Annotated in this window: 18 protein-coding genes; 9 read left to right on the top strand and 9 right to left on the bottom strand. The window is 69.7% G+C overall.

Going from position 1 to position 21,955, the window contains the following annotated elements; all coding sequences use genetic code 11:
• Positions 1 to 3 precede the first annotated feature (3 nt).
• Both ACQ0O7_RS31160 and ACQ0O7_RS31155 read right to left on the bottom strand, forming a co-directional pair.
• On the bottom strand, positions 4 to 879 hold the full coding sequence (locus ACQ0O7_RS31160) for a carbohydrate ABC transporter permease (RefSeq protein ID WP_430787257.1): 876 nt from the start codon (positions 877 to 879) through the stop codon (positions 4 to 6).
• 16 nt (positions 880 to 895) lie between these two features.
• A complete protein-coding gene (locus ACQ0O7_RS31155) occupies positions 896 to 1,825 on the bottom strand; it encodes a carbohydrate ABC transporter permease (RefSeq protein ID WP_430787255.1) in 930 nt (309 codons plus the stop codon).
• A gap of 437 nt (positions 1,826 to 2,262) precedes the next feature.
• On the opposite strand from ACQ0O7_RS31155, the gene ACQ0O7_RS31150 reads away from it, so the two are divergent.
• Positions 2,263 to 2,718 carry a hypothetical protein gene (locus ACQ0O7_RS31150; protein ID WP_430787253.1) on the top strand — a complete coding sequence of 152 codons (456 nt, stop codon included), beginning with the start codon at positions 2,263 to 2,265 and terminating at the stop codon, positions 2,716 to 2,718.
• Here ACQ0O7_RS31150 and ACQ0O7_RS31145 read toward each other — a convergent pair whose 3' ends face one another.
• On the bottom strand, positions 2,719 to 3,105 hold the full coding sequence (locus ACQ0O7_RS31145; protein ID WP_430787251.1) for a DUF1877 family protein: 387 nt from the start codon (positions 3,103 to 3,105) through the stop codon (positions 2,719 to 2,721).
• On the bottom strand, positions 3,035 to 4,051 hold the full coding sequence (locus tag ACQ0O7_RS31140) for a hypothetical protein (protein WP_430787249.1): 1,017 nt from the start codon (positions 4,049 to 4,051) through the stop codon (positions 3,035 to 3,037). Before ACQ0O7_RS31140 ends, ACQ0O7_RS31145 begins: the two co-directional genes overlap by 71 nt.
• Positions 4,052 to 4,188: 137 nt before the next feature.
• Here ACQ0O7_RS31140 and ACQ0O7_RS31135 point away from each other — a divergent pair, with 137 nt between their 5' ends.
• From ACQ0O7_RS31135 to ACQ0O7_RS31120, 4 genes are read left to right on the top strand one after another with little or no spacing between them, the layout of a single operon-like run.
• A complete protein-coding gene (locus ACQ0O7_RS31135) occupies positions 4,189 to 4,698 on the top strand; it encodes a hypothetical protein (protein ID WP_430787247.1) in 510 nt (169 codons plus the stop codon).
• A gap of 55 nt (positions 4,699 to 4,753) precedes the next feature.
• Positions 4,754 to 6,829: an NAD-dependent DNA ligase LigA gene (gene ligA / locus ACQ0O7_RS31130; RefSeq protein ID WP_430787245.1), complete on the top strand. Its 2,076-nt coding sequence runs from the start codon at positions 4,754 to 4,756 to the stop codon at positions 6,827 to 6,829.
• Positions 6,830 to 6,868: 39 nt separating this feature from the next.
• Positions 6,869 to 7,777 carry a hypothetical protein gene (locus ACQ0O7_RS31125; RefSeq protein WP_430787243.1) on the top strand — a complete coding sequence of 303 codons (909 nt, stop codon included), beginning with the start codon at positions 6,869 to 6,871 and terminating at the stop codon, positions 7,775 to 7,777.
• Positions 7,738 to 8,457: a nucleotidyl transferase AbiEii/AbiGii toxin family protein gene (locus ACQ0O7_RS31120; protein ID WP_430787241.1), complete on the top strand. Its 720-nt coding sequence runs from the start codon at positions 7,738 to 7,740 to the stop codon at positions 8,455 to 8,457. The genes ACQ0O7_RS31125 and ACQ0O7_RS31120 overlap by 40 nt, the downstream gene beginning before the upstream one ends.
• A 103-nt stretch (positions 8,458 to 8,560) precedes the next feature.
• On the opposite strand, the gene ACQ0O7_RS31115 is transcribed toward ACQ0O7_RS31120, so the two are convergent.
• Positions 8,561 to 9,616, bottom strand: a complete 1,056-nt coding sequence (locus tag ACQ0O7_RS31115; protein ID WP_430787239.1) for a DUF2867 domain-containing protein — start codon at positions 9,614 to 9,616, stop codon at positions 8,561 to 8,563.
• Positions 9,617 to 9,676: 60 nt separating this feature from the next.
• Here ACQ0O7_RS31115 and ACQ0O7_RS31110 point away from each other — a divergent pair, with 60 nt between their 5' ends.
• Entirely contained in the window at positions 9,677 to 10,273 is a 597-nt protein-coding gene (locus ACQ0O7_RS31110) for a TetR/AcrR family transcriptional regulator (protein ID WP_430787237.1), read from the top strand.
• A gap of 70 nt (positions 10,274 to 10,343) precedes the next feature.
• A complete protein-coding gene (locus ACQ0O7_RS31105; protein WP_430787235.1) occupies positions 10,344 to 10,586 on the top strand; it encodes a hypothetical protein in 243 nt (80 codons plus the stop codon).
• A gap of 199 nt (positions 10,587 to 10,785) precedes the next feature.
• Here the strand turns inward: ACQ0O7_RS31105 and ACQ0O7_RS31100 are convergent, their stop codons facing one another.
• Positions 10,786 to 11,130, bottom strand: a complete 345-nt coding sequence (locus ACQ0O7_RS31100) for a hypothetical protein (RefSeq protein WP_430787233.1) — start codon at positions 11,128 to 11,130, stop codon at positions 10,786 to 10,788.
• 194 nt (positions 11,131 to 11,324) lie between these two features.
• Positions 11,325 to 12,437, bottom strand: a complete 1,113-nt coding sequence (locus tag ACQ0O7_RS31095) for an alpha/beta hydrolase (RefSeq protein ID WP_430787231.1) — start codon at positions 12,435 to 12,437, stop codon at positions 11,325 to 11,327.
• 85 nt (positions 12,438 to 12,522) lie between these two features.
• Here ACQ0O7_RS31095 and ACQ0O7_RS31090 point away from each other — a divergent pair, with 85 nt between their 5' ends.
• Together ACQ0O7_RS31090 and ACQ0O7_RS31085 are read left to right on the top strand one after the other, a co-directional pair.
• Positions 12,523 to 13,734, top strand: coding sequence for a sensor histidine kinase (locus ACQ0O7_RS31090; RefSeq protein ID WP_430787229.1), 1,212 nt, complete (start codon positions 12,523 to 12,525; stop codon positions 13,732 to 13,734).
• A gap of 63 nt (positions 13,735 to 13,797) precedes the next feature.
• Positions 13,798 to 14,442: a response regulator transcription factor gene (locus tag ACQ0O7_RS31085; RefSeq protein ID WP_430787227.1), complete on the top strand. Its 645-nt coding sequence runs from the start codon at positions 13,798 to 13,800 to the stop codon at positions 14,440 to 14,442.
• Between the two features lie 30 nt (positions 14,443 to 14,472).
• Here the strand turns inward: ACQ0O7_RS31085 and ACQ0O7_RS31080 are convergent, their stop codons facing one another.
• Positions 14,473 to 16,230, bottom strand: coding sequence for a hypothetical protein (locus tag ACQ0O7_RS31080; protein ID WP_430787225.1), 1,758 nt, complete (start codon positions 16,228 to 16,230; stop codon positions 14,473 to 14,475).
• A 123-nt stretch (positions 16,231 to 16,353) separates the two neighbouring features.
• Positions 16,354 to 21,765, bottom strand: coding sequence for a carboxyl transferase domain-containing protein (locus tag ACQ0O7_RS31075; RefSeq protein ID WP_430787223.1), 5,412 nt, complete (start codon positions 21,763 to 21,765; stop codon positions 16,354 to 16,356).
• Positions 21,766 to 21,955 lie beyond the last annotated feature (190 nt).

Raw genomic sequence — 21,955 nt, 5'->3', positions numbered from 1 at the left:
GAGCTATTTGATACCGGTGGTGGCGATGCCCTTGACCAGGAATCGCTGGCCGATGAGGAAGGCGAGGAAGATCGGCAGCAGGGAGACCACGCTCATCGCGAACATGGAGCCCCAGCTCGTCGACACGGTGGCGTCCACGAAGGAGCGCAGCGCCACCGGAACCGTGTACATCTCCGGGTCGGTCAGATAGATCAGCTGGCTGAAGAAGTCGTTCCAGGTCCAGATGAACGTGAAGATCGTGGTGGTGGCCAGGGCCGGCAGCATCAGCGGCAGGATCACCTGGACGAAGATCCGTGGATGCCCGGCGCCGTCGATCCGGGCCGCCTCGTCCAGCTCCTTCGGCAGGCCGCGGATGAACTGCACCATCAGGAACACGAAGAACGCGTCGGTGGCCAGCAGTTTCGGCAGGATCAGCGGCAGGAACGTGTTGACGAAGCCGAGGTTCGAGAACATCACGTACTGCGGCACGATGATCACGTGGATCGGCAGCATGATGGTGCCGAGCATGATGGCGAACCACCACTTCTTGCCGGTGAACTCCAGGCGGGCGAAGGCATAGGCGGCCATCGAGCAGGAGACCAGGTTGCCGATGATGCAGCCGAGCACCACGATCGCCGAGTTCAGCAGGTAGTGGCCGAACGGGTCGGACAGGGCGTTCCAGCCCTCGCTGTAGTTGGCCGTCTCGAAGCTGCCCAGGACCAGGCCGGGGGAGCGGAAGATCTCCTCGTTGGGCCGCAGTGAGCTGACCACCATCCAGATCACCGGGTAGAGCATCACCACCGCCAGGGCGATCAGGGCGGCGTGTTTGGCCGTGGTCTTGATGAGCCGGGGGGTCGGGAAGCGCGGCGGTGGTGGGTCGTCCGTCGTGTCGATTCGCACGACGCGGTCCTTGAGGTCAGTCATCGTAGAAAACCCACTTCTTCGCGGCCCAGAAGTTCACCGCGGTGAAAGCGGCGATGATCAGCAGGAGCAGCCACGCGAGGGCGGAGGCGTACCCCATGTCGAAGTTGTTGAACCCGCGCTGGTAGAGGTAGAGCGTGTAGAACAGCGTCGAGTCGGACGGGCCGCCGGTGCCGTTGGACACCACGAACGCCTGGGTGAACGACTGGAACGCGTGGATGATCTGCAGCACCAGGTTGAAGAAGATGATCGGCGACAGCAGCGGCATCGTGATCCGGCGGAACTGGAGCCATTTGCTGGCACCGTCCACGCTCGCGGCCTCGTAGTACATCGTGGGGATCTGCCGCAGCCCGGCCAGGAAGATCACCATCGGGGCGCCGAACGTCCACACGTTCAGCACGATCAAGGTGGACAGTGCGGTGTCCGGGTCGGAGATCCAGCCCTGGCCACTGATCCCGAAGAAGCCGAGGAACTGGTTGAACAGGCCCTCCGCGCCGAACAGCTGCCGCCACAGCACCGCGATCGCCACGCTCGAACCCAGCAGGCTCGGCAGGTAGAAGGCGGACCGGTAGAAGGCCAGGCCGCGCAGCCCCCGGTCGAGGAGCATCGCCAGGCCGAGCGCCGCCGCCAGCTGCAGCGGGACGCTGATCAGGACGTATTTGAAGGTGACGATCAGCGAGCCGTGCAGCCGTTCGTCGCCGAGCATCCGGGTCCAGTTGTCCAGGCCGTTGAATTCGGGCGGCTGGAGCAGGTTGTAGTCGGTGAAGCCGAGCAGGAACGAGGCTGCCACCGGTCCGGCGGTGATCAGCAGCAGCCCGGCGAACCAGGGCAGCAGGAAGAGGAACGCGGCCTTGTTGTCTCGCTTGTGGGGTGGGCTGCCCTTGGAGGCACTGAGGCGCTGGAGTTCGCCGATGGCACTCAACACGCCCCTCCTTCATGTGTGTCGATGACCTAGCACGAAGCGCTCACCTCAGGGCGGGATGCCAGCAGGAGGAAAGCGCTTTCCAAGAGAGTCTGTATCGATGTGACGAAGTCGTCAACGGTTTCCGGCCGGTAAATTATGGATCGTTTCATCCCGCTGAATCGCGCAGCTTTGCCGGATCTTGCAAGATCATCTTTGAACAATTCAACGCCGCGCGGCCCTACCTGCGTGGGGGCGGTGTGGCCCCGGTCATTGACGGCCCGCGCTAGAGGCGAGTTCCAGCGCGAAGCGCCTCGGAACTCGCCGCTGGGCCTCTCGCCGCTGGGCCTCTCGCCGCTGGGCCTCTCGCCGCTGGGCCTCTCGCCGCTGGGCCTCTCGCTGTCGGGCCTCTCGCCGCCGGGGTCTCTTGCCGCCGGGGTCACTCGCGGTAGCTTTTGTGGATGGCCGGGGACCGGGCGATGTGGACCGCGCTTGTCGCGGTCGAGCAGGAGCGGGCTCGGCTTCGGGCCGAGTTCTGGCGGCACGCCGAGCGGCGGGCCGCGACGCTTGCCCGAGCCATCGACGACGGCGGCTGGGACCGGAGTGTGGCCCTGGAATTCCTGGCCGGCTTTCCCGACGATGTGCCGGAACTGCTCGACCGTCTGATCCCGCTGTCCATCTCACACGGGTGGGCGGGGGCGGTGCGCGCGGCGCTGACCGTGCCGTACCGAATGGGGGATCTGCCCGGCCTGGACCGTGACGTGCTCGCCCGCCTCGACGCCGCGGACGATGACGAATTTCGGCGCCTGGCGGAACTGCTCGACCATCTGCGTGCCTGGACCGCCCTCGCCGAGCTGGTCGAACGCGCCGCCGGCAGCCCGGACCCGAACATTCGCGCGGTGGCTGACGATTTCTGATCAGCAGATCGTCAGGAGCGCAGCCTGATCGTTATCGGCCGCAGCCTCGTAGAAGCGGCAGAGGACTGTGAAGCGCGCGAGCAGATCATCGGGCACCGAGCCCGCCCAGACGACCGGGTAGATCTCCGCGGCTGTCATGGCCGGTGGATCGAATCGGTCCCGCAGGTGTTCCGGATCGAGTGCGGCGAGTGCGGCGGCGACTGTCCGGACGTGATCGGGTTCGAGGCAGCGGGCCGGGCCGTACCCGCTGTCCGGAAATACGGTGACGAGGCCGCTTAGGGCAGGAGGCGGCCTCGTCGAGGAATGACGGCTGGAGTCAGGCCGGCGTGGGTACCGCCGGGACAGCGACCGGGTCGGTGGTGATCGAAATCGGCCGACGGCGGGCACGCAGCGCGCTCGCGAGGCAGAGCAGCGCACCGAATGTGAGCCAGCTGAGGAGGACCGTGACGGGTTGTGCAGCGCCGGCGCCGTCGAAAAAGGCGGTGGAGCGGAGCAGCGAGCCGCCCGCCCCCGGTGGCAGGAACTGGCCGAGGGCGCCGGACCAGCCGGGCAGCATCTCCGGCGCGCTGGACATTCCGGACAGCGGGTTGCCGATCAGCATCATGGTGGCCGCGCCGAGGCCGAGTCCGGCCGCGCCCAGCAGGGATTCCAGGCCGAGCAGGGTGAGTGCGGTGGCGGCGACGCTCAGGGTGATCGCGCCGGCGTTAGCCCAGTAGCCGCCGTCCAGCGACCCCAGCCAGAACTGGAGGATGGCCGCCATCGCCAGCCCACCGAGGACCGCGAAGCTCAGCGCGCCGACCGTCCGGCGGCCGATGCCACGAATGCGGGCGGTGAGCAGAGCGGCGGCCAGGATCCCGCCGATCACCAGGGGTAGCGCCCCGGCGGCGAGGCCGGCACCACGGGGGTCGTCGGTGGGCAGGGCCACGATGTCCCGTACGGCGGCTGGGGTCTGTCCTTGATCTTCTGCTCGGGCGAAGCCGGCGCCGAGTGCGGTGAGTGCCTGGGAGACGGCGGCGCTGGCGGCGGAGGCGGTGATGATCTGTGGTTTTCCTGAGGTCAGATCGATGGCGCCGTACGCGTCTCGGTCTCGGATGAGCCGTTCGGCGGCTGCGGTATCGCCGACCGCGATGACCTCGAAGGCGCCCGGTGCATGCTGGTCGAGAGCGGCGGTGGCCTGCGCGACGGCCGGTGCGGGGCCGGCGACGGCGATCGGGACGTCGTGCACGGTGGACCGCACGGCCGGCCAGGCGAACGCGGTGAGTAGCACGCTGATGGTGACCGTGAGTAGCCCGACCGTCGAGGCGACCCGCGCCCAGGGCTTGTCGCTGGCCATGGGAACTCCTTCTACTCAAAGAGAACGACTGTTCGTTTTAAGCGTGCGCCGAGCCTCGTCCGCTTGTCAAGAACGATCGTTCGTTTTAGCGTGGGCCGGGCGACACATCGACACATCGACGCACTACGGTCGACGGCGTGGAGATGACCCGGATAGCCGCGCGGACCCCGGTCTGGCTGCTCGACGTCGACGGGGTGATCAACGCGTACCGTGCCGGTTGGTACAGCTCGCCTCGCGTCGTTCAAATCTTTTCAACAATTGATGTGTACGACTACCGGATCCGCTTCGAGCCACGCCTCATCACGGCGATCCGTGACCTGCACGAGTCCGGTCTCGTCGAGGTGACCTGGTGCTCGACCTGGTGCGCCGAGGCCGCCGCGCTGGAGGAGGGGTTCGGGCTGCCGTCGTTGCCGCGCGCCTTCAGCACACCCGTTCCCGCCTCCGCGCCGTCCGCCACCGGCTGTGAACTGAAGTGGGCGGCGGCTCAACGGGTGATCGCTTCCGGTCGCCGGTTGATCTGGACGGATGACGTCGAGGTCGACCACCATCGCACTGAGGTGCCGGCCGGTCAGGCGTTGCTGATCAGCCCGAACGCCAGTCGTGGTCTGCGGCCCGCACACCTGCGCCTGATCCGGCGTTTCCTCTGACGCCGCGATCTCGGCAGGTCCCATTTTTGTCGGACCCTGGCCGTAACCTTCGGGCATGGTCAGTCGTTCAACCCCCACAGCTTCGTCCGGCGCAGCTTCGTCCGGCGCAGCCTTGTCCGGCGCAGCCTCGTCCGGCCCGTCCGGCCCGTCCGGCTTCGCGGATCGCACGTCCTTCGACGAGGCGGTCGAGACGGCCCGGCATGCCGCCCGGGCGTATTACGACACCGGCGATGCGGTGATGACCGACGCCGACTACGACCTGCTCGCCGACCGGATCGCGGCGTCGATCACCGAGCACCCGGAATGGGACGACCAGGGTGTCACCACCGCAGTGGCCGCGGGGGCCTCTGCCGGCGGCGACGTGCGTCACCCCACCGCGATGCTCTCCCTTGACAAGATCAAGACGCCGGAGGAGGTCGAGGCGTTCGTCGCCACCCTGGCCGGCGACGGTTGCCTGGTCGAGGTCAAACTCGACGGGCTCGCCATCCGCGCCGAATATGTCGGCGGCACCCTCACCCTGGCCGCTCTGCGCGGTGACGGCGCCACCGGTGAGGACGTGACCGCCCAGGTCCGCCGCGGTGTCGCCGGGCTGCCCGCCACGCTCGGGCTGCCCTGGTCGGGGGAGGTACGCGGCGAGGTCTACATGACCGTCGACGACTTCGAGGCGGCCAGCGCCAACCGGGTCGAGGCCGGTGGCAAGGCGTTCGTCAACTCGCGAGGTGCGGTGGCCGGGGCGATCCGGAGCATCGATCGGGCGTACGACGCTCCGATGACCTTCGCGACCTACGAGATCACCGGCGAGGGGGTCGACCCGTCCGGCACCCATCTCGGGCGGATGGACCGGGCCGAGGAGCTGGGCTTCCCCGCCGCCTGCCGGCTGATCCCCGAGGCGGCCGGGGAGTGTTTCACCGCCGAGCAGGTGACCGCCGCGATCGACCTGATCGGGGCCCGCCGCACGACACTGGCCTTCCCGATCGACGGCGCGGTGATCAAAGCCAACGCCGAGTCCACCCGCCGGCGGCTGGGTCTCGCCAGCCGCACGCCGTACTGGGCGGTCGCCTTCAAATATCCGCCGGACACCGCCTCGACCGTGCTGCGCGACATCGAGGTGCGGGTCGGCCGGACCGGGCGGATCAGCCTGCGCGCCATCATCGATCCGGTCTACGTCAGCGGCACCACCGTCACCAAGGCCACCCTGCACAATCCGCAGTGGGTGGCCGAGCAGGGGCTCGCCATCGGCCAGACCGTCGCGGTGTGGCGTGCCGGTGACGTGATCCCGCGGGTCACCTCGCCGATCGGTGACCAGCCGCACGGTCTCACCCCGTGGGTGGCGCCCGACGTCTGCCCGCAGTGCGGCGAGGCGTGGGACAGGTCGAGCCTGCTCTGGCGTTGCCACACCGCCTCGTGTGCCGCGGCCAACGCCCTGGCCTACTGGTGCAGTCGAGAGGCCCTCGACGTCGACGGTGCCGGCGACTCGTTCTGCGACGCGGTCATCGAGGCCGGCCTGGCCCGCACCGTCGCCGATCTGTATTCGCTGAGCGTCGACACGATCGCCGAACTCCCGGTCGGCCGGACGGCCGCCGGCGGCACGGTGATGCTGGGCCGCGCCAACGCCGAGCGCATCGTCGCCGGTTTGGAGGCCAGCAAGAAACAGCCGTTCAACCGGGTGGTCACCGGCCTCGGCATCCGGATGACCGGCCGCAGTGTGGGCCGCTGGCTGGCGGCCCGCTTCAAGTCGATGCCGGCATTGCGCGCGGCCACCGTCGAGGAGATAGCGGAGATCGACAAGATGGGCCTGATCAAGGCCCAGCACGTGGTCGACGGCCTGGTGGCGATGGGCGAGGTGATCGACCGCCTGACCGAGGCCGGCCTGACCATGGCGGTCCTGGACGACGGCGGCGCCAAGCCCTTGGCCGGCAAGACGTTTGTGGTGTCCGGCTCGGTCCCCGGCTACACGAGGACCACGGTCAGCGAACGCATCGAGGCCCTGGGCGGCTCCGCCAGCAGCAGCGTCTCGGCGAAGACCACGGCTCTGGTGACCGCCGAGACCACCACGGCGAAGGCGAAGAAGGCAGCCCAACTGGGCATCCCGGTGATCGAGCCGGAGGAGTTCGCCCGGATGCTGGCCTGAGCCCGCGTTCCTCGTCGTTCGCGGCTTAGGCTGATCGCTGTGCGCGGGGAGTTCGAGGTCCACCTGACCGTGCTCGGCAGCGAACGACTCCAGGCTGCCGAGACGGCGGGCCGGGAGGGGCTGACGTTCAGCGACATCCTCCTGGACGGCGTTGACGATCCGAGTCGGCCGACGTTGTCCTATCGGGCCCGGGGTTTCCTCGACGACGTCATCGAAGCCGCCCACGAGGAACGGATCCGCCTCCGGGACTGCGGGCTCCATCCGGTGCGTCTCAAGATCACGGCAGACCCGAACGACTGCGGTACGCCGGAGACCGGGCGCTATGCCGAACAGCACCTCGAACTCCGGCTCCCGGATGCGTCGCCGGACCGGATCGCCGAGCTCATCACCCTGATCGAACAGTACGAGGCACGCCTGTCCCGCGATGCCGCACGCCCGGACACCGCCGGCGGCACACAGAGGTTCGTGACCCGACGCTGTCCGGCTCCGGGCCGGCCGTCCGCCCGTGCACAGCTGACCCCTCTGGTCGACGCGCTCACCAGCGCGGGTTATGAGGTCGTCGAGACCGAGGTGCGTAACGTCGTCTGCGACACCGCCCCGGAACCGGGCGGAGACCGGATCACCGAAGGCCGGATCGCTGAGGGCCGGATCGCTGAGGGCCGGATCGCTGAGGGCCGGATCGCTGAGGGCCGGATCGCTGAGGGCCGGATCGCTGAGGGCCGGATCACTGGGGGCCGGATCACTGGGGGCCGGATCACCGAAGGCCGGATCGCTGGGGACCGGATCGCTGAGGGCCGGATCATCGAGGCGGCCGATCAGGTGCCGGAGCTGTCGGGCAGAACGGACCCGTGGCCCTGGAGCCTCGGCCGTTACGACAAAGGCGTCTGGTACGGCGTCGACGGCACCGCGTGGAGGCTGCCCGCCTGGACGCCATCTACTCGATGCTGAAGCGGATCGCCGCGTCGCCGTGGGCCGATCGGCTTGTCCTGTGCGGCAGCGTCGCCCTCCGCGCGCAGCTCGGCGGTGCCGCCCGAATGCCGGCCGACATCGATCTGATCGCTGTTCCCTACCTCCCTGAACTCTGGGATCGCAGCACAGCCGAGCTGCGTGACGGTCTGATCGGGCTCGCCGACGATCCGTCCCGGGTGCAGGACCGGCACCTCTGGGAGTACAACGACGCCCCGGGCCTCAGGCTCGGTTTCCCGTTCGGCACCGAAGCAGAGCCGGATCTGTGGGTGATGGTCGACGTGGTCCTCGGCGAGGACATGCCACTGCCTCCCGAAACGCTGGAGATCATGCCGGGTGTCCGGATGCTCGCCGTGCCACCGGCTCTGGCCCTCGCCTCGAAACTGCGCTGGCTGGAGTCCGAGGAGAATCCGAAGGCCAAGGACCTGTACGACGCCGTGCTGCTCGCCGAACACACCACGGTGGACCCGGTCGTCGTCCGCTCGTTGCTGCGAAGGGACATCGGCGCCGCCGCCGACGGGTTCGGCCCTCGTTCGGCCGAGCGGTGGACAGTCGACTGGGACGGTCTGATACGCACGCATCCGACTCTCGCCGGAGACGTCGAATCCTGGCGAGAACGCCTGATCAAGGGCCTGTGGCGTTCCTTCAGCGACGGGACATAGCCGGACTCGGGGCGTTCGTCTAACCACCTTGAGGAGGTCCGGAACGACCACCGGCAGGCACGATCCGCCCGAGCCCCTCGTTCCGAGATCCCGACGTCGGCGATCACGAGCCGACCGCCGGTGACCGCGAGCCCCCGCGGGACGTATCGGGGTGGTGATCCGGCATGGACGCCTTACCGGCGGCCCTCCGGAGCATGGCCTTGACCACGGCTGGGTGGGCGAGTTCGACCACGGACAGATAGGCGCGCCCGGCCCGGGAACGGGCGGTGGCATGTGTGGAGACGGTCACCGTCGTGCAGTCGTGGGTTGACGAGACCAGGACGCTCGCCCGGAAGTCGAGGTGCCCGGCATCGGTACCCAGCAGGACTTCCCGTTCGCTACGAGCGACCGTGCCGAAGGCCGAACGGTCACCCGGGGCGATACCGAACGGCGCCACCAGTGCGTTACGCAGGCGGAAAAGCCCGTTCACCACAGGCGGTGGATCCCGGAATACGGCGTCGGCCCAGTCTTCCGGATCCCACCCGACTCCCGGCGCGACTGTGACGGTATAGGCGTCGGCCAGATCCGGGCGAGGAAGCGCTTCATGGAGCAGAACAGCCTCCCCGGGAACACCACACGACCGGACCCGCGACGTCGCCGCCTCCGGTTCGTGATCCGCCGCCCTGGACAGCGCCAGGATCAGCCGGACCCGGAGCGGGTAGCGGACCGGGTGGGCGACGGCGCCGGTGACGGCCCGCTCGGCATTGTCCAGAAGGTGTTCCAGGACCGCGTCGTGACAGGCGCGGACAGCCAGTGGCCAGAGGACACGCATCCGACCGTGCGCCCGGCCGGTGATGCGGTGCCGCAGAACGCAGGAGTCGTCGCCGGTGGGCAGAACCTCGAACGTGTGGGTGCCGGTCAAACCGATGCGGGGATGTGTGGTGCATTCCAGTAGCCGGCCGGGCTGGTAGGCGGTGACGTGATACCGGATCGCGCCGTGGCCGCCGTCGGCGCCGACCTGCAGCGGCCGGTCCGGTGTGGTGCTCCCCGGCGGAGGGGTGAACCGCATCGGTGGCCAGGGAGAGGGCCACAGCGGGTCGTCGGCGGACGCCAGCCGGTCCAGCAGTCGCCCCACCTCGGCGGCGGGAGCGGGGAGTGCGCGTTCGTGAGTGTTCTCCACGGGGGCGGACCTCCTTTTCCATACGTAACCGTATGGTTCTCCGTACTGTAGCGTATGGAAATGACGTCGCCCCGCTCGCCGAAGCAGCCCGCGACCAGGCTCACCGCCGACGACTGGACCCGTGCGGCCCTGCAGGCGATCGCCCGTGGTGGGCTCGCGGCCGTCGCCGTCGAACCGCTCGCCGCCCGGCTCGGTGCCACCAAAGGCAGCTTCTACTGGCATTTCGCCAACCGGGACGCCCTGATCGAGGCGGCACTGAACCGGTGGGAGAGCGACCACACCGACGCCGTCATCGCGCTGGTCGAGACCGAGAGCGATCCGCTGGCCCGGCTGCGACTGCTGATCGGTACGGTCATCGGATACGCCGGCGGCTCCCGTGAGGAGTCGATCGAGCTGGGCATGCTGGCCACCGCCGACCACCCGCACGTCGCACCGGTGCTGGCCCGGGTCACCGAGCGGCGGGTGGCGTACACCGCGACGTTGTTCGAAGGTCTGGGCCTGCCCCGGCCGGAAGCCCGGCGGCGGGCCCTGCTCGCGGTCAGCGCTTACCTCGGTCATGCTCAGCTCGCGCACGCCGCCCCGCAGGTGGTGCCCGGCGATGCCGGTGAACTGCGGGATTACGTGGATCGCATCGTCGAACTCCTCACCACTGTCTGAGGGCATGGTGGATCACCGTCCTGGGTAGACAGACGGGGTCTTCGATCCCCGAGCTTCGGGAGGCACCGACATGTCCCACCCCTCCGGCGGCCGCCCGAACTCCGGCGCCCGCATCTGCACGATCATCGCCTTCGTCTTCGCCGTGATCGCTGTTCTCGTCTATCCCGTCTTCGCCGGTCTCATCGCCGTGATCCTCGGTCTGGTCGGTGGCTTCCTCGGTGACCGCCCGCTCGGCTGGTACGCGGCCGCGGCCGGCCTCGGCGGCGCCATCCTGGGTATCGTCCTGGCCGCGGTGGTCCTCAACGCCAGCTGATCGAAGCCGGTCGTCACCGCTCTCGTCCGTCTCCGGCCGGCGGTGTCCGTCGCCGGGTTTGAACGCGGTCCCCATCTCGTGATCATGAGGCGGGTCCGAATGATCACCACCGCCCTGGTGGCGGGGGTGATGGTGCCGGCCGTGAGCGTTTGCTCGGACCAGCTCGGCGACCGCGGTGGTCATGGTCGTTCCCGCCCTCTCAGTGGCAGAGGATCTGCAGCCGCGCGATGTAGCACGCGCCGCAGACCGCCAGTGTGATCGCGGGAACCGCCCGCAGGACCGTCTCGGCACAACCGTGCCGGACGACGGAGACGATCTGCTCCACCACCACGGCCGTCAGCCAGAGAGCAACCAGCAGCGGCATGAGGAGATCCCACATCTCGTCCCGGTAGATGCTCGCGTTGCCGTTCCCGTTGTAGTTGGCACACTGCTCCCACGCCGTCACGGGATCCAGAACCACCAGCAGGATCGTCAGGCCGAGCCCGCCGCCGGCCAATGCCCAGAAGCCCCGGAACGGTGACGCGTGTCGATCATTCTCACTCACGGGGCCACGGTAGGAAGCGCCCGCCAGCGGATCGGGCGGCCTGTCGACGGCCGGTGCCGGGTCCACCCGTGGCACCGGGTCATGTGAGCTGGGGAACCTGACCCGGATCTCGGTGGCCGAGCTCCGGTCTCCGTGCCAGCCGAGGGCGGATCGGGGCCGGCCCCAGCGCGCCAGCAACTCGAAAGCATCCAGGATCATCGGAGATCTCCGTTCGGCCCGGTGACGGCGATGGCGCGCAACGCTCGAAGCGATGACGTGCCGTCGGCGAAGTAGCCGTCGTGGCCCTCGACGTCGTCGCACGGCAGCGGCAGCGCACCGAACTCCGGATCGGACGGCAGCCGCCCGTGACCGACGCCCAGCAGGCGGACGCCCGGGACACTCCTGATCCAGTCGTCCGGGGCGGCACAGGCCCACACCCGGGCGTCACTGTGCAGCTCGGACCGCTCTCCGACCCCCAGCCCGGGGCTGCCGAGCGCGACCAGGTCGGAGACCTGACCGCTCAGGACGGGAGCGGCCAGCCCGGCGACCGTGGAACCGTAACTGTGACCGACCACGGCGACCGACCGCGCCGGCCGGCCCAGCACCAGGCCGTCGACGAAACGGCTGAGGGAACCCGCCCCGGCCGCGGCCCGCTCCTCCCGCATCACGTCGCTGCCGAAACCCTCCGGCGGGTCGTAACCGAGCCAGGCGACCACCGCGACCCGGGCGGACGGGCGCTCGACGTGAACCCACGCGAACAACTGCCGCGCCTGCCACGCGGGTGAGCGCCGCCGGACACCGCCGAGACCCTCGTCGAAGTTGTCCAGACTGGTGTCCACACCGGGAACCAGCACCACCACCCGCTCCGCCGCGTCGAGATCACCGAAGACCTCGGCGATGCGGCCGTCCGCCCGATCGTCGAACGCGAGGATCTGCCGGCCCGCCAGCCGGGGATCCCGCGTCTGGTTCGCCCGGTAGCGGACCGCTGCCGGCACGCCGTCCAGATTGCCGACGATCTCCGGGAAACGGTGGGCCAGACCGATCGCCTCGGCACTGGTGAGACGCGCGAAGAAGGCGGCCACCTCCGGCGGTGCGGTGGTGTGCGGGTCGGGTGGGGCGGAGCTGTCGCGCAGCCACGTGGCGACGGTGTCGTAGGTCGCCGGAGGCGTCGGCCGGAGCGGGCCGAACAGCGCCGGGACCGGAGCGGCGATGGACCCGCTGACGACACCCAGGCCGGCGACGGCGGCCGCCATGAGGGTCTTCCAGGAGAGGTGAGGCATGCCGTCGAGCTTGGCCGGGGATTCCGCCGGGCACAGTGGTGCCAGCACGCTGTTGATGGTGCGGTTAACCGCACCATCAACAGCGTGCTGGCACCATCGCGGCCCGAAGGCGCAGCGCGGGATGCTGTGCGGGATGAAGACGACATTGACCACGATCTTCGGAGACCGCGAGAAGAGAGGCCTGGCCTATCTGTTCCTGGTCCTGCCGATCGACCTGCTGAGCGGGATCCTCCTGCTGCTCGGGAGCCTGGCCGGGGTGGTGCTGCTGCTGACCCCGATCGGCGCCTGGCTGCTGGCGGCCGTCCTGCGCGGTGCGGCCGGTCTCGGCGGGAGCCGGCGGGATCTGGCGTCCCGGCTGCTCGGTGAGCGGGTTCCGGCCCCGCCACGAGCCGTCGGCACAGGTGGCGCGTTCGGATGGCGACGTGCCGTCCTCGGTGACCCCGTCGGCTGGCGATTTCTCACCTACGCACTGGTGAAACCGCCGGTGGCGGTGTTGTCCCTGGCATTGGGAGGTGGACTTTATGTGTACGGGTTGATCAGCCTGATCGCGATTCCGTTCCAGCCGGATCCGTTCGGGCCGGCGGGGATCGCCTCCCTGGTCCTCGGGGTGCTCCTGCTCCTGCTCGGCCCGTGGATCCTGCGCTGGGTGCTGTCGGTGGAGCGTCTGCTCATCCGGGTGCTGCTCGGTCCGAGTCGCTCCAGCCAGCGGATGAGTGATCTGCGGGACTCGCGCGATCGCGCGGTGCGGGACGCCGACACGATCCTGCGGCGTCTGGAGCGAGACCTCCACGACGGGGCACAAGCCCGCCTGATCGGGGTCGGCATGCACCTGGCCATGGTCCGGGAGCTGATCACCGCCCAGGCGCCGACCGTGCAGATCCTGATGGCCGTCGACACGGCACAGGACACTCTGGCCATCGCGGTCGCGGAGTTGCGCGATCTGGTTCGCGGCATTCATCCGCCGGTTCTGGACAACGGATTGGCGGCGGCGCTCGACACCGTCGCGGCCGGCAGCGCGGTGCCGGTGACCATCGAGGCGAATCTGCCGCGGCGGCCACCACCGGCATTGGAGAGCATCGCCTACTTCACGATCTGCGAGCTGATCACCAACGCGGGACGGCACAGCGGGGCACGCGAGGCTACGATCCGGATCGATCTGCGGGACGAGGTCCTGACGATGCGGGTCCGTGACGACGGGATCGGCGGCGCGCACCAGCGGGCCGGTGGCGGGCTGGCCGGCCTGGCCGATCGGATCGGGGTCGTCGACGGGCGACTGGGGATCGACAGCCCACCGGGCGGCCCGACGACGATCACGGTCGAGATCCCATGTCCGGCACCAGCGTGACCGGCTACGGAGGGCGCGGTTGGACGGTTCCCGAAAGACTTTGGAGAGGGCAGGACAGGGTAGATGCGCATTGTCATCGCTGAGGACTCGGCGATTCTTCGAGAAGGGCTCGCCCAGCTGCTGGCGGTGCGAGGGCACGAGGTGCTCGCCGCCGTCACCGACGTTCCCGCGCTCTTCGAAGCGGTGCTGAAGGAACCACCCGACGTCGCGATCGTGGACATCCGGTTGCCTCCCAGCCACACCGATGAGGGGCTGCGGGCCGCGGTCCGGCTGCGGCGGGAGTTCCCCGGGACCGGCGTGCTGATCTTCTCGCAGTATGTCGAGACCGCCTTCGTCGCCGAGCTCCTGGCCGGTGGTTCCGAGGGGGTCGGATACCTGCTCAAGGAACGGGTCGTGCAACTCGACGACTTCGTGGACGCGCTGCACCGGGTCGCGGCCGGGGGCACGGCACTCGACCCCGATGTGATCACACAGCTGTTCGGCCGGAGCCGGCATCGGGAGCAGGTCGCCGAGCTGACACCACGGGAACGCGAGGTTCTGGAGCTGATGGCGCAGGGACGCTCCAACACGGCCATCGCCGCGGCGATCCGGGTCTCCGAGCGGGCCGTGGAGAAGCACGTGACCAACATCTTCACGAAGTTCCGCCTGCCACCCTCCGACGCCGACCACCGCAGGGTCCTGGCGGTCATCCGCTACCTGCAGAACTGAGCGCGGTGATCAGCCGAGGCCGAGGTGTGATCAGCGGCGGGTCGCTTCCCGGACGTTGACCAGCAAGACCAGGAGAGCGGCGGCGAACAGGCTGAACGTCACCACGTAACGACCGTCGAACCAGAGCACCACCAGCACGAATATCAGAGCGGCGGCCAGCAGGATACGGAGGATCACGGCCAGGAACTTGCCCCGGACGAACCCTTCGACCAGGAGAAGGACCAACAGGAGCGCTAGGGCGGTCTCCTCACCGGAGATGTCCAGCGGAGAGATCACGGCACCGATGGCCCAGAGGATCAGCGGGGTGCTGATCACCGCCCACCAGGAGCGGGCCCGGCCCAGGAAGCCGGTGGCCTGCTCCAGAGGGAGACGACGATGCAGGAGATGTGCGTGCGGATGCTGGTTGTCGGGCGTGGCAATGGCCGCGCGGTGCAGTTCATCGGCGAGGCGGGTGCGTTCCATCCGCATGCCGAGCAGTTTCTGCTCCTCAGAGGCGAGGGCACGGACCTCGGGGGCAGCGGCGGGCAGCCCGGCGGCGGCCAGGGTGATCTCGTGGCGCAGTGTGGTGATCTCGCCGTCGAGTTCGGCGAGCCGGTCGATGTCACGCTGGTTGCGTTCCTCGACGAGCCGCTGTTCGGCCTCGGCGTCGGGCACGACCTTGGCGAGCCCGGCCCAGCCGACCGGGTCCGCCCACGCCTGGCGCACGGTGCCGTCCCGCTGGTAACGGGGGCCGGCCGGTCCCCGCTCGCCACCGAGGCGGTCGAGGGTGTCCCGGCCCCACAGGCCGCGGAAGTCACGCACCCAGGGGGTGTCGTCGTCGATGACCACCGCACGCCAGGCCTCGCGCTGGGAGGGGCCGACCGAGCGGCCGTCACCGCGGGCGTAGTCGACGTACGGGATGCCGACGTTGCTCTGGTCCTCGGGGGACCACGGGGCGAGCAGCCGGGCGGACCAGCGCAGGGCGTTAACCAGGCCACGGAGCCGGGGCGGCCGGACGGTGATCAGGTAATCGCCGGGCAGGTAGGCGCCGGAGTGGGAGCCCGCCCCGACGAAGACCACCGGATGCCGCCCGCCGACCACCGACAGGTCCGGGTCGTCCCAGCGGCGCCGCAGGTCGTCGCCGGTCTCGTCGTGTGCCGAGAAGACCACCCACGACGGGTCGGGCAGGCCGTCCGGGCCGGGCGAGCCCGAGGCGTCGATGTAGACGGTGACCTGCTCCCAGTCCGCCTCGTGCTCGTTGACGCCGCCGAACGCCGAACGCCAGTTGTTGAAGCTGTAGAAGAACCAGTACTGGCAGACGATCCACGGGTCGTCGCGCAGCACGCGTGCGTAGTAGGTGGGCCGCAACGTGTCGAGGTGGTCGCGCTGCAACAGGAAGGAGCGTGCCGCGCTGCCGCCGGGGACACTGCCGCGGAACAGCAGCGAGAAACGGTTGAGCGTGTCGACGAGCCGTCCGGTCAGGCCCACCGACGCGAGGCGGCTGGATCTGGCCAGGTGCGGCGGGCGGTCCCGGAGCGGGATGTGAGCGAGATGCTTGTCGCCGTTGCCGATGCCGGACAGCGAGTAACCGAGACCCTGCTCGGCGCCGCCGGCCGCGGCGAGCGTGTCGAGGGTCAGCGCGCCGGGGGCGAGCACCTGGACCGGGCTGCCGCCCCGCGGTTCGACCCGCCACAGGCTGGCCTTGCTGACGTACTGCTCGACCGAGACCGGGAAGAAGTACTCACCTTCGGTGAATCTGGCCACCGGTTCGTAGGCACGAAGCAGCCGAAGGTCGTCGCCGATCGCCAACCCAATCCCTTTCCCCAGGTACAGGTAGGCAAGAGGTTATCCGGAACGAGCCACCGCCCGGGGCGCGGGCTGGTGGCCGTAACCGACCGGAGTCGGCTCGGCCACCAGCGTCGCGGACCCTCGTCAGCTCTTCAGGCCGTGTTCGATGGCCTCGATGATGCGCGGGCGCAGCTCGGCCGTGCTGACGATCGCGTCGACCGAGCCGACCTCGACCGCCCGCTGGACGCTGTGCACCCGGTCGAACTCGGCGGCCACCTCGCTGAGCTTCTCGGCCCGCACCGACGCGTGGACCTCGGCGAGGCGGGCGTTGAGAGCGGCCCGCTCGGCACCGGACGCCGCCGCGACCTGTGCCTGGAGTTCGACGACCCGCGGGTCGTTGGCGGTCCGGTTGTTGACGTCCCCGGCGAACACGACGGCCGCCGCGGGGGCGCCGCCGAGCACCGAGGCCATCGAGCCCTCGATGGCGAGCACGGTCATGTTCGGGTTGAGCATCTTCGAGAAGACCACGAACGCGCCACCGTGGTAACGGGAGATCACCGTGAAGATGATCGGCCCCCGGAAGTTGACGATCGCCCGGCCGATCTCCGCGCCGTACTCCAGCTGGAGGTTGCGCAGCGATTCGGGGGAGCCGTCGAACCCGGACAGGTTCGCCAGCACGACGAGCGGGCGGTTGCCGGAGGCGACGTTGATCGCGCGGGCGGTCTTCGCCGACGACCGGGGGAACAGGGTGCCGGCGGTGTAGGTGTCCGGGCCGTCGGTGGGCGGGAAACCACGCCGGGTGACCGGACGGGACTCGATGCCGACCAGGCAGACCGGACGGCCGCCGATGTGCGCGTCCTGCACCACCGAGGTGTCCGCGTCGGCCATGCCCGCCCACCGCTCCAGGACCGGGTGGTCCTGGTCGGAGACGGCTCGCATGACCGTACGGATGTCGAAGGCCTTCTTGCGGTCCGGGTTGTGGCTCGCCGAGAAGATCTGCCCGACGGTGGTGAAGTCGCTGCCGGCCACCGTGTGCGGGTAGTCGGAGACGTCCCGGTCGGCGGGGTCGGTGGTCAGCGCGGGCCGCGGACCGCTCTCACCCGGCGCCACATAGGTGTGGTCGTAGTGCGCCATCAGCACGTCCCGGGCGGCCGGCAGGCTGGGCGCCCAGTATTGTGCCTGGCCGTTCGGGCCCATCACCCGGTCGTAGCCGCCGATGCCGAAGTTGTCCTCGGCCGACACGCCGCCGGAGAAGTCGAGGGCCTGCTTACCGGTCAGGACCATCGCCGAGTCCGGGGTCATCACCAGGATGCCCTTGGTGTGCATGAGCATGGTGGCTTCGGCGTTCCAGTAGGGCTGGGCGCCGACGTTGATGCCCGCCACCACGATGTTGATCTCGCCGCCGGCCTGGGTGAACTCGACGATCCGCTTGAGGGCGGCGGCGACCCAGTCCATGTTCTCGGTGCCGGAGGACATCGAGATGCGGGCACCGGCGGAGAGGGCGAACCACTCCAGCGGCACCTGCAGCGACTCGGCGAGGTCGAGGGCGGCGATGACCCGGGCACATTCCGGCTCGGACAGCGCACCGAGGGACTTGGTCGGGTCGCCGAGCAACACGACCCGCTTGATGCCTTCCGGGTACCGGTCGGTCGCCGTGGTGACCACACCGGCCACGATGGCCGCCGAGTTGCGGCCCTTGGGGCGGTCGACGGGCTCCAGCACACCGGAGGCGCCCAGGTCGTGCTCCTCGAAACTGCCGAGGAGACCGGTCAGCTCGTACGGGTAGACCGTCCCGCGCCGGGCCGCGCGCAGCACCTTCTGGCGGTAGTCGTCCAGCGGCTGCACCGGATCCGTCGACGGCTCGCCCACGTGCAGGTGCGCGCCGTTGCCCGGTTCCAGGGTGATCGTCACCGCGACCTCGGTGAGTTCCCCACTGGACCGGCGCTGGCGGGCGATGAACTGCACCTCCTCCAGACCGGCCCCGGACGCGGTCGGCAGGATCCGTTGCACCAGCGCGTTCAGTTCGTCCAGCGACAACTCGGTGACCGGCCAGACGTACATCATGATCCGGTTGGTGTCGAACCTCTTGTTCTGCGGGCGCTGCGCCTGGATGTTGCGGATCGCGTCCAGGGTGAGGGTCACGGCCTGTTCGAGGGCGGGCAGCGCGACCAGGCGGCCGTCGGTCTGGCGCAGTGCGGTCAGGTCGCGGACCTGGTACATCGCGATGAGCCGCTCGTCGGCCGGGTTGTTCTTGGCGACCGCCTTGAAGAGGTACATCTCCTCGTCAGTGGAGGGCAGCCGGGTGAGGTCGAACTCCCGCAGACGGGAGATCTGGAGCCGGCGGGCGATCTGCGGGTGCAGACCCCGGATCAGCCGGTCCTCGGTGAAGTTCCCGGACTTGTCGGCGCGGAAGGTGAAGTGGTGGTGCATGACGGCACCGCTGGTCCCGGCGATGGTCGCGGTGATCCGCCGGACCCCGGGCAGGGCCAGCGACGCGAAGTGCTCACCCAGGGCGTCCGCCACCTCGTCGGCGGAGGCGGGCTGGGCGTCCCACGCGATGTACACGTCGGCGACGTCCACGTCGAGCGGCCCGAGGGCCCGCAGCGATTCCGGCAGTTCCGCGATGTCGACGGCGGTGGCCGCGATCCGGGTCACCCGGTCGCCGGCGTGCGACGTGGTCATGAACCGCACGCCGCTGACCTCCCGGGCCTCGACCGGGGTGAGCCCACGGTTGTCGTAGTAGCGGCGGGTCAGCACCTCCAGCAGCGGCACGTGATCGCGGCCGGGACGCCCGATCCGCTGGCCGAGCAGGCGGACGAGGGGTTCCGAGCAGGCGACCATGCTCTGGATGCGGGCGGCCCGGTCCGGTGCCGCCGGGTGGTGGTCGAGGTGGCGCAGGTCGGCGCGGACCGCGGCGTACACCTCGGCCCGGGTGCGCCGCAGCAGCGGCTGCGCGAACCAGCGGAACACGATGCCCCGGGCCAGGTCGGACACCGACGGGAACCGGATCTGGGTGGCCTCGATCAGGTGCTCCAGGGTGATGCCGGCCCGTTCGGCGACGCCCGCCTCGTGCGGCGGGTTCCCGGCGATCCAGCGGCGCAGGATGCCGGAGACGACACCGACGTTGGCCGCCGACTTCTGCAGGGCCAGGAAGATCCGGAAGAGGGCGTCCTCCAGTTCCGGCGTCCGGTCCAGGCTGGTCACACCGTAGTGCCCGAGCACCTGGGTGAGCCGGGTCTGGAAGTCGGCGGTGACCCCGGCCCGCTCCACGTCGAGGCTACGGAGGTAACTGTGGAAGTACTCGCGAGGGCTGTGCACGGCGCTGCCCGGTTCGGGCTTGCTGTCGTCGCCCGGCTTGTTGCGGGACAGCTCCAGCAGGTCGGCGCAGATGGTCAGCAGATCGATCTCACCGGCCGACGGGCGGCGGTCCGCCACAGCGAGGTAACCCTTGACCGCGGCCGGGTCGACGTCGTAACCGAGCAGCAGGGCCCGCAGGTCGTCGAGGCCGTGGTCGGTCTCCGGACCGGTCGGCAGGTCGATCTCCACCGGGGCGGCGGCGGCTTCGGTCTGCTCGTCGGCGTTCCCGATCGGCTCCAGGCGCATCAGCGGCGCGCCGGTCTCGACCTGGCTGCCGACCGCGACCGGGCACTCCCGCACCCGTGCCTTGAACGGCGCCCGCAGCACGTTCTCCATCTTCATGCTCTCCAGCACGAGGATGGGCGCACCGGCCTCGACCTCGTCACCGACGGCGAGCGGGGTGGCCACCACCAGGGCGGGCGCGGGGGAGCGGACCACGCCGCCCTCGTCCCGGCTGACCCGGTGGGTGACCCCGTCGACCTCGATGGTGTGGATCGGACCGTGGGTGGCGGTGGTGAGGCGGAAGCGGTGGCCGTTGACGTACATCTGGCTGGTGTGCTCGTCGAACCGCTCGGTCACCACGTCGGCGTGCCCGAAGGAGGCGCCGGAGAAGATGCCGATCCGGAAGCGCCGGCGGCCCAGGCGGGAGACCTGGACCCGGTAGCCGACGCCGCGCAGTTTCAGGTCCAGCGGGCGGCCGGTGTCGTGCTGCACCTGCGGGCGGCCACCGTGCGCGGTGGTGAGCAGCCGCTGCCGGCTGACCTCCTCCTCGTCCAGGTAGGCCTCGATGCCCGCGGCGGCCAGGGCGATCGCCGAGTGCCGGTGGCTGACCAGGCGGCCCTCGGCGCGGACCCGGTCGATCCAGCCGGTGTCGGCGGAGCCGTCGATCACCTCGGGCTGGTCCAGCAGGTCGAGCACGAAGCTCTTGTTGGTGGAACCACCCTCGATGATCACGGTGGTCTCGGCCATCGCCCGGCGCAGGCGGCCGAGGGCTTCGTCGCGGTCCCGGCCGTACGCAATGATCTTGGCAATCATCGAGTCGAACGCGGCCGGGATGCTGTCGCCCTCGCTGACCCCGGTGTCCACCCGGATGCCCGGCCCGGCCGGCAGCGCGAGACGGGCGATGCGGCCCGGCGACGGCGCGAAGTCCCGGTCCGGGTCCTCGGCGTTCAGCCGGGCTTCGACCGCGTGCCCCTGCTCGGCCGGCTGCTCGCCCTCCAGGCGGCCGCCAGCGGCCACATGCAGCTGGAGTTTGACCAGGTCGGTGCCGGTGGTGATCTCGGTGATCGGGTGTTCGACCTGAAGCCGCGTGTTGACCTCGAGGAACGCGAACAGCTTGTCGCCCGGGTGGAAGAGGAACTCGACCGTGCCGGCGCCGCGGTAACCGACGGCGAGTGCCAGCCGGACCGCGGCGGCCTTGAGTTCGGCGGCCTCGTCGGCGGACATGACCACCGACGACGACTCCTCGATGATCTTCTGGTTGCGCCGCTGGACCGAACAATCCCGGACACCCAGCGCCCACGCGCCGCCCTGCCCGTCGGCGATCATCTGCACCTCGACGTGCCGGGCGCCGGTCACCAGACGCTCCAGGAACACCACGCCGGAGCCGAACGCCCGCAGCGCCTCCTGGCTGGTCCGCTCGTAGGCGTCGGTCAGATCCTCGCCGGAGTCGACCCGCCGGATGCCCCGTCCGCCACCGCCGGCGGTCGCCTTCAGCATCAGCGGGTAACCGATCTCCTCACCGGCCCGCAGCGCGTCCTCCAGCGTCGCGACCTCGCCGCGGCTCCACGGCGCCACCGGGACGCCGACCTCCTCGGCGATCAGCTTCGAGCCGATCTTGTCGCCGAGCTTGCGCATCGCCTCCGCGCTCGGGCCCACGAAGGTGACCCCGATCCGGTCGCACAACTCCGCGAACACCGGGTCCTCGGCGACGAATCCCCACCCGACCCAGGCCGCGTCCGCGCCGGTCTCCAGGAGCGCGCGCTCCAGCAACTCGTGGTTGAGATAGGGCCGCGCGGCCGCCGGACCCAGCGGATAGGTCAGATCCGCCTCACGGACGAAGGTCGAGGTCCGGTCCTCGTCGGTGTAGAGGGCGACCGTCTCGATCGGGTTCCCGGTCTCCGCGGAGAGATCCCGCACGGCGTGGATGAGCCGCATCGCGGCCTCTCCACGGTTGATGATCGCGACACGCCTGAACACTTGCCGAGCCTCCCGGTAGCCCTGTGAGCTTTCTACTCCTCCACCCTCTCGGCTACCGTCCGGTCGAGCCATACGCCGGATCATGCATGTCGAGCGCAGTTAGTTGTAGGAATCCCACAAACGCCGTTGTCCCGGATGGCCAGACCCATCGTGCAAGAACAAAACGACTCATATCGTACGATCCACGGCC

Origin of the sequence: Actinoplanes sp. G11-F43, assembly GCF_050589265.1 — a bacterium.
Classification (GTDB): Bacteria; Actinomycetota; Actinomycetes; order Mycobacteriales; family Micromonosporaceae; genus Actinoplanes.
This window is presented reverse-complemented; position numbering and strand designations above follow the sequence as displayed.

What these genes read in the sequence shown, in the direction of transcription:
- ACQ0O7_RS31105 (WP_430787235.1), top strand. Translation starts at nt 10,344, where the DNA reads ATGTCCCACCCCTCCGGCGGCCGCCCGAACTCCGGCGCCCGCATCTGC.
- ACQ0O7_RS31150 (WP_430787253.1), top strand. Translation starts at nt 2,263, where the DNA reads ATGGCCGGGGACCGGGCGATGTGGACCGCGCTTGTCGCGGTCGAGCAG.
- ACQ0O7_RS31140 (WP_430787249.1), bottom strand. Translation starts at nt 4,051, where the DNA reads ATGGCCAGCGACAAGCCCTGGGCGCGGGTCGCCTCGACGGTCGGGCTA.
- ligA (WP_430787245.1), top strand. Translation starts at nt 4,754, where the DNA reads ATGGTCAGTCGTTCAACCCCCACAGCTTCGTCCGGCGCAGCTTCGTCC.
- ACQ0O7_RS31085 (WP_430787227.1), top strand. Translation starts at nt 13,798, where the DNA reads ATGCGCATTGTCATCGCTGAGGACTCGGCGATTCTTCGAGAAGGGCTC.
- ACQ0O7_RS31090 (WP_430787229.1), top strand. Translation starts at nt 12,523, where the DNA reads ATGAAGACGACATTGACCACGATCTTCGGAGACCGCGAGAAGAGAGGC.
- ACQ0O7_RS31110 (WP_430787237.1), top strand. Translation starts at nt 9,677, where the DNA reads ATGACGTCGCCCCGCTCGCCGAAGCAGCCCGCGACCAGGCTCACCGCC.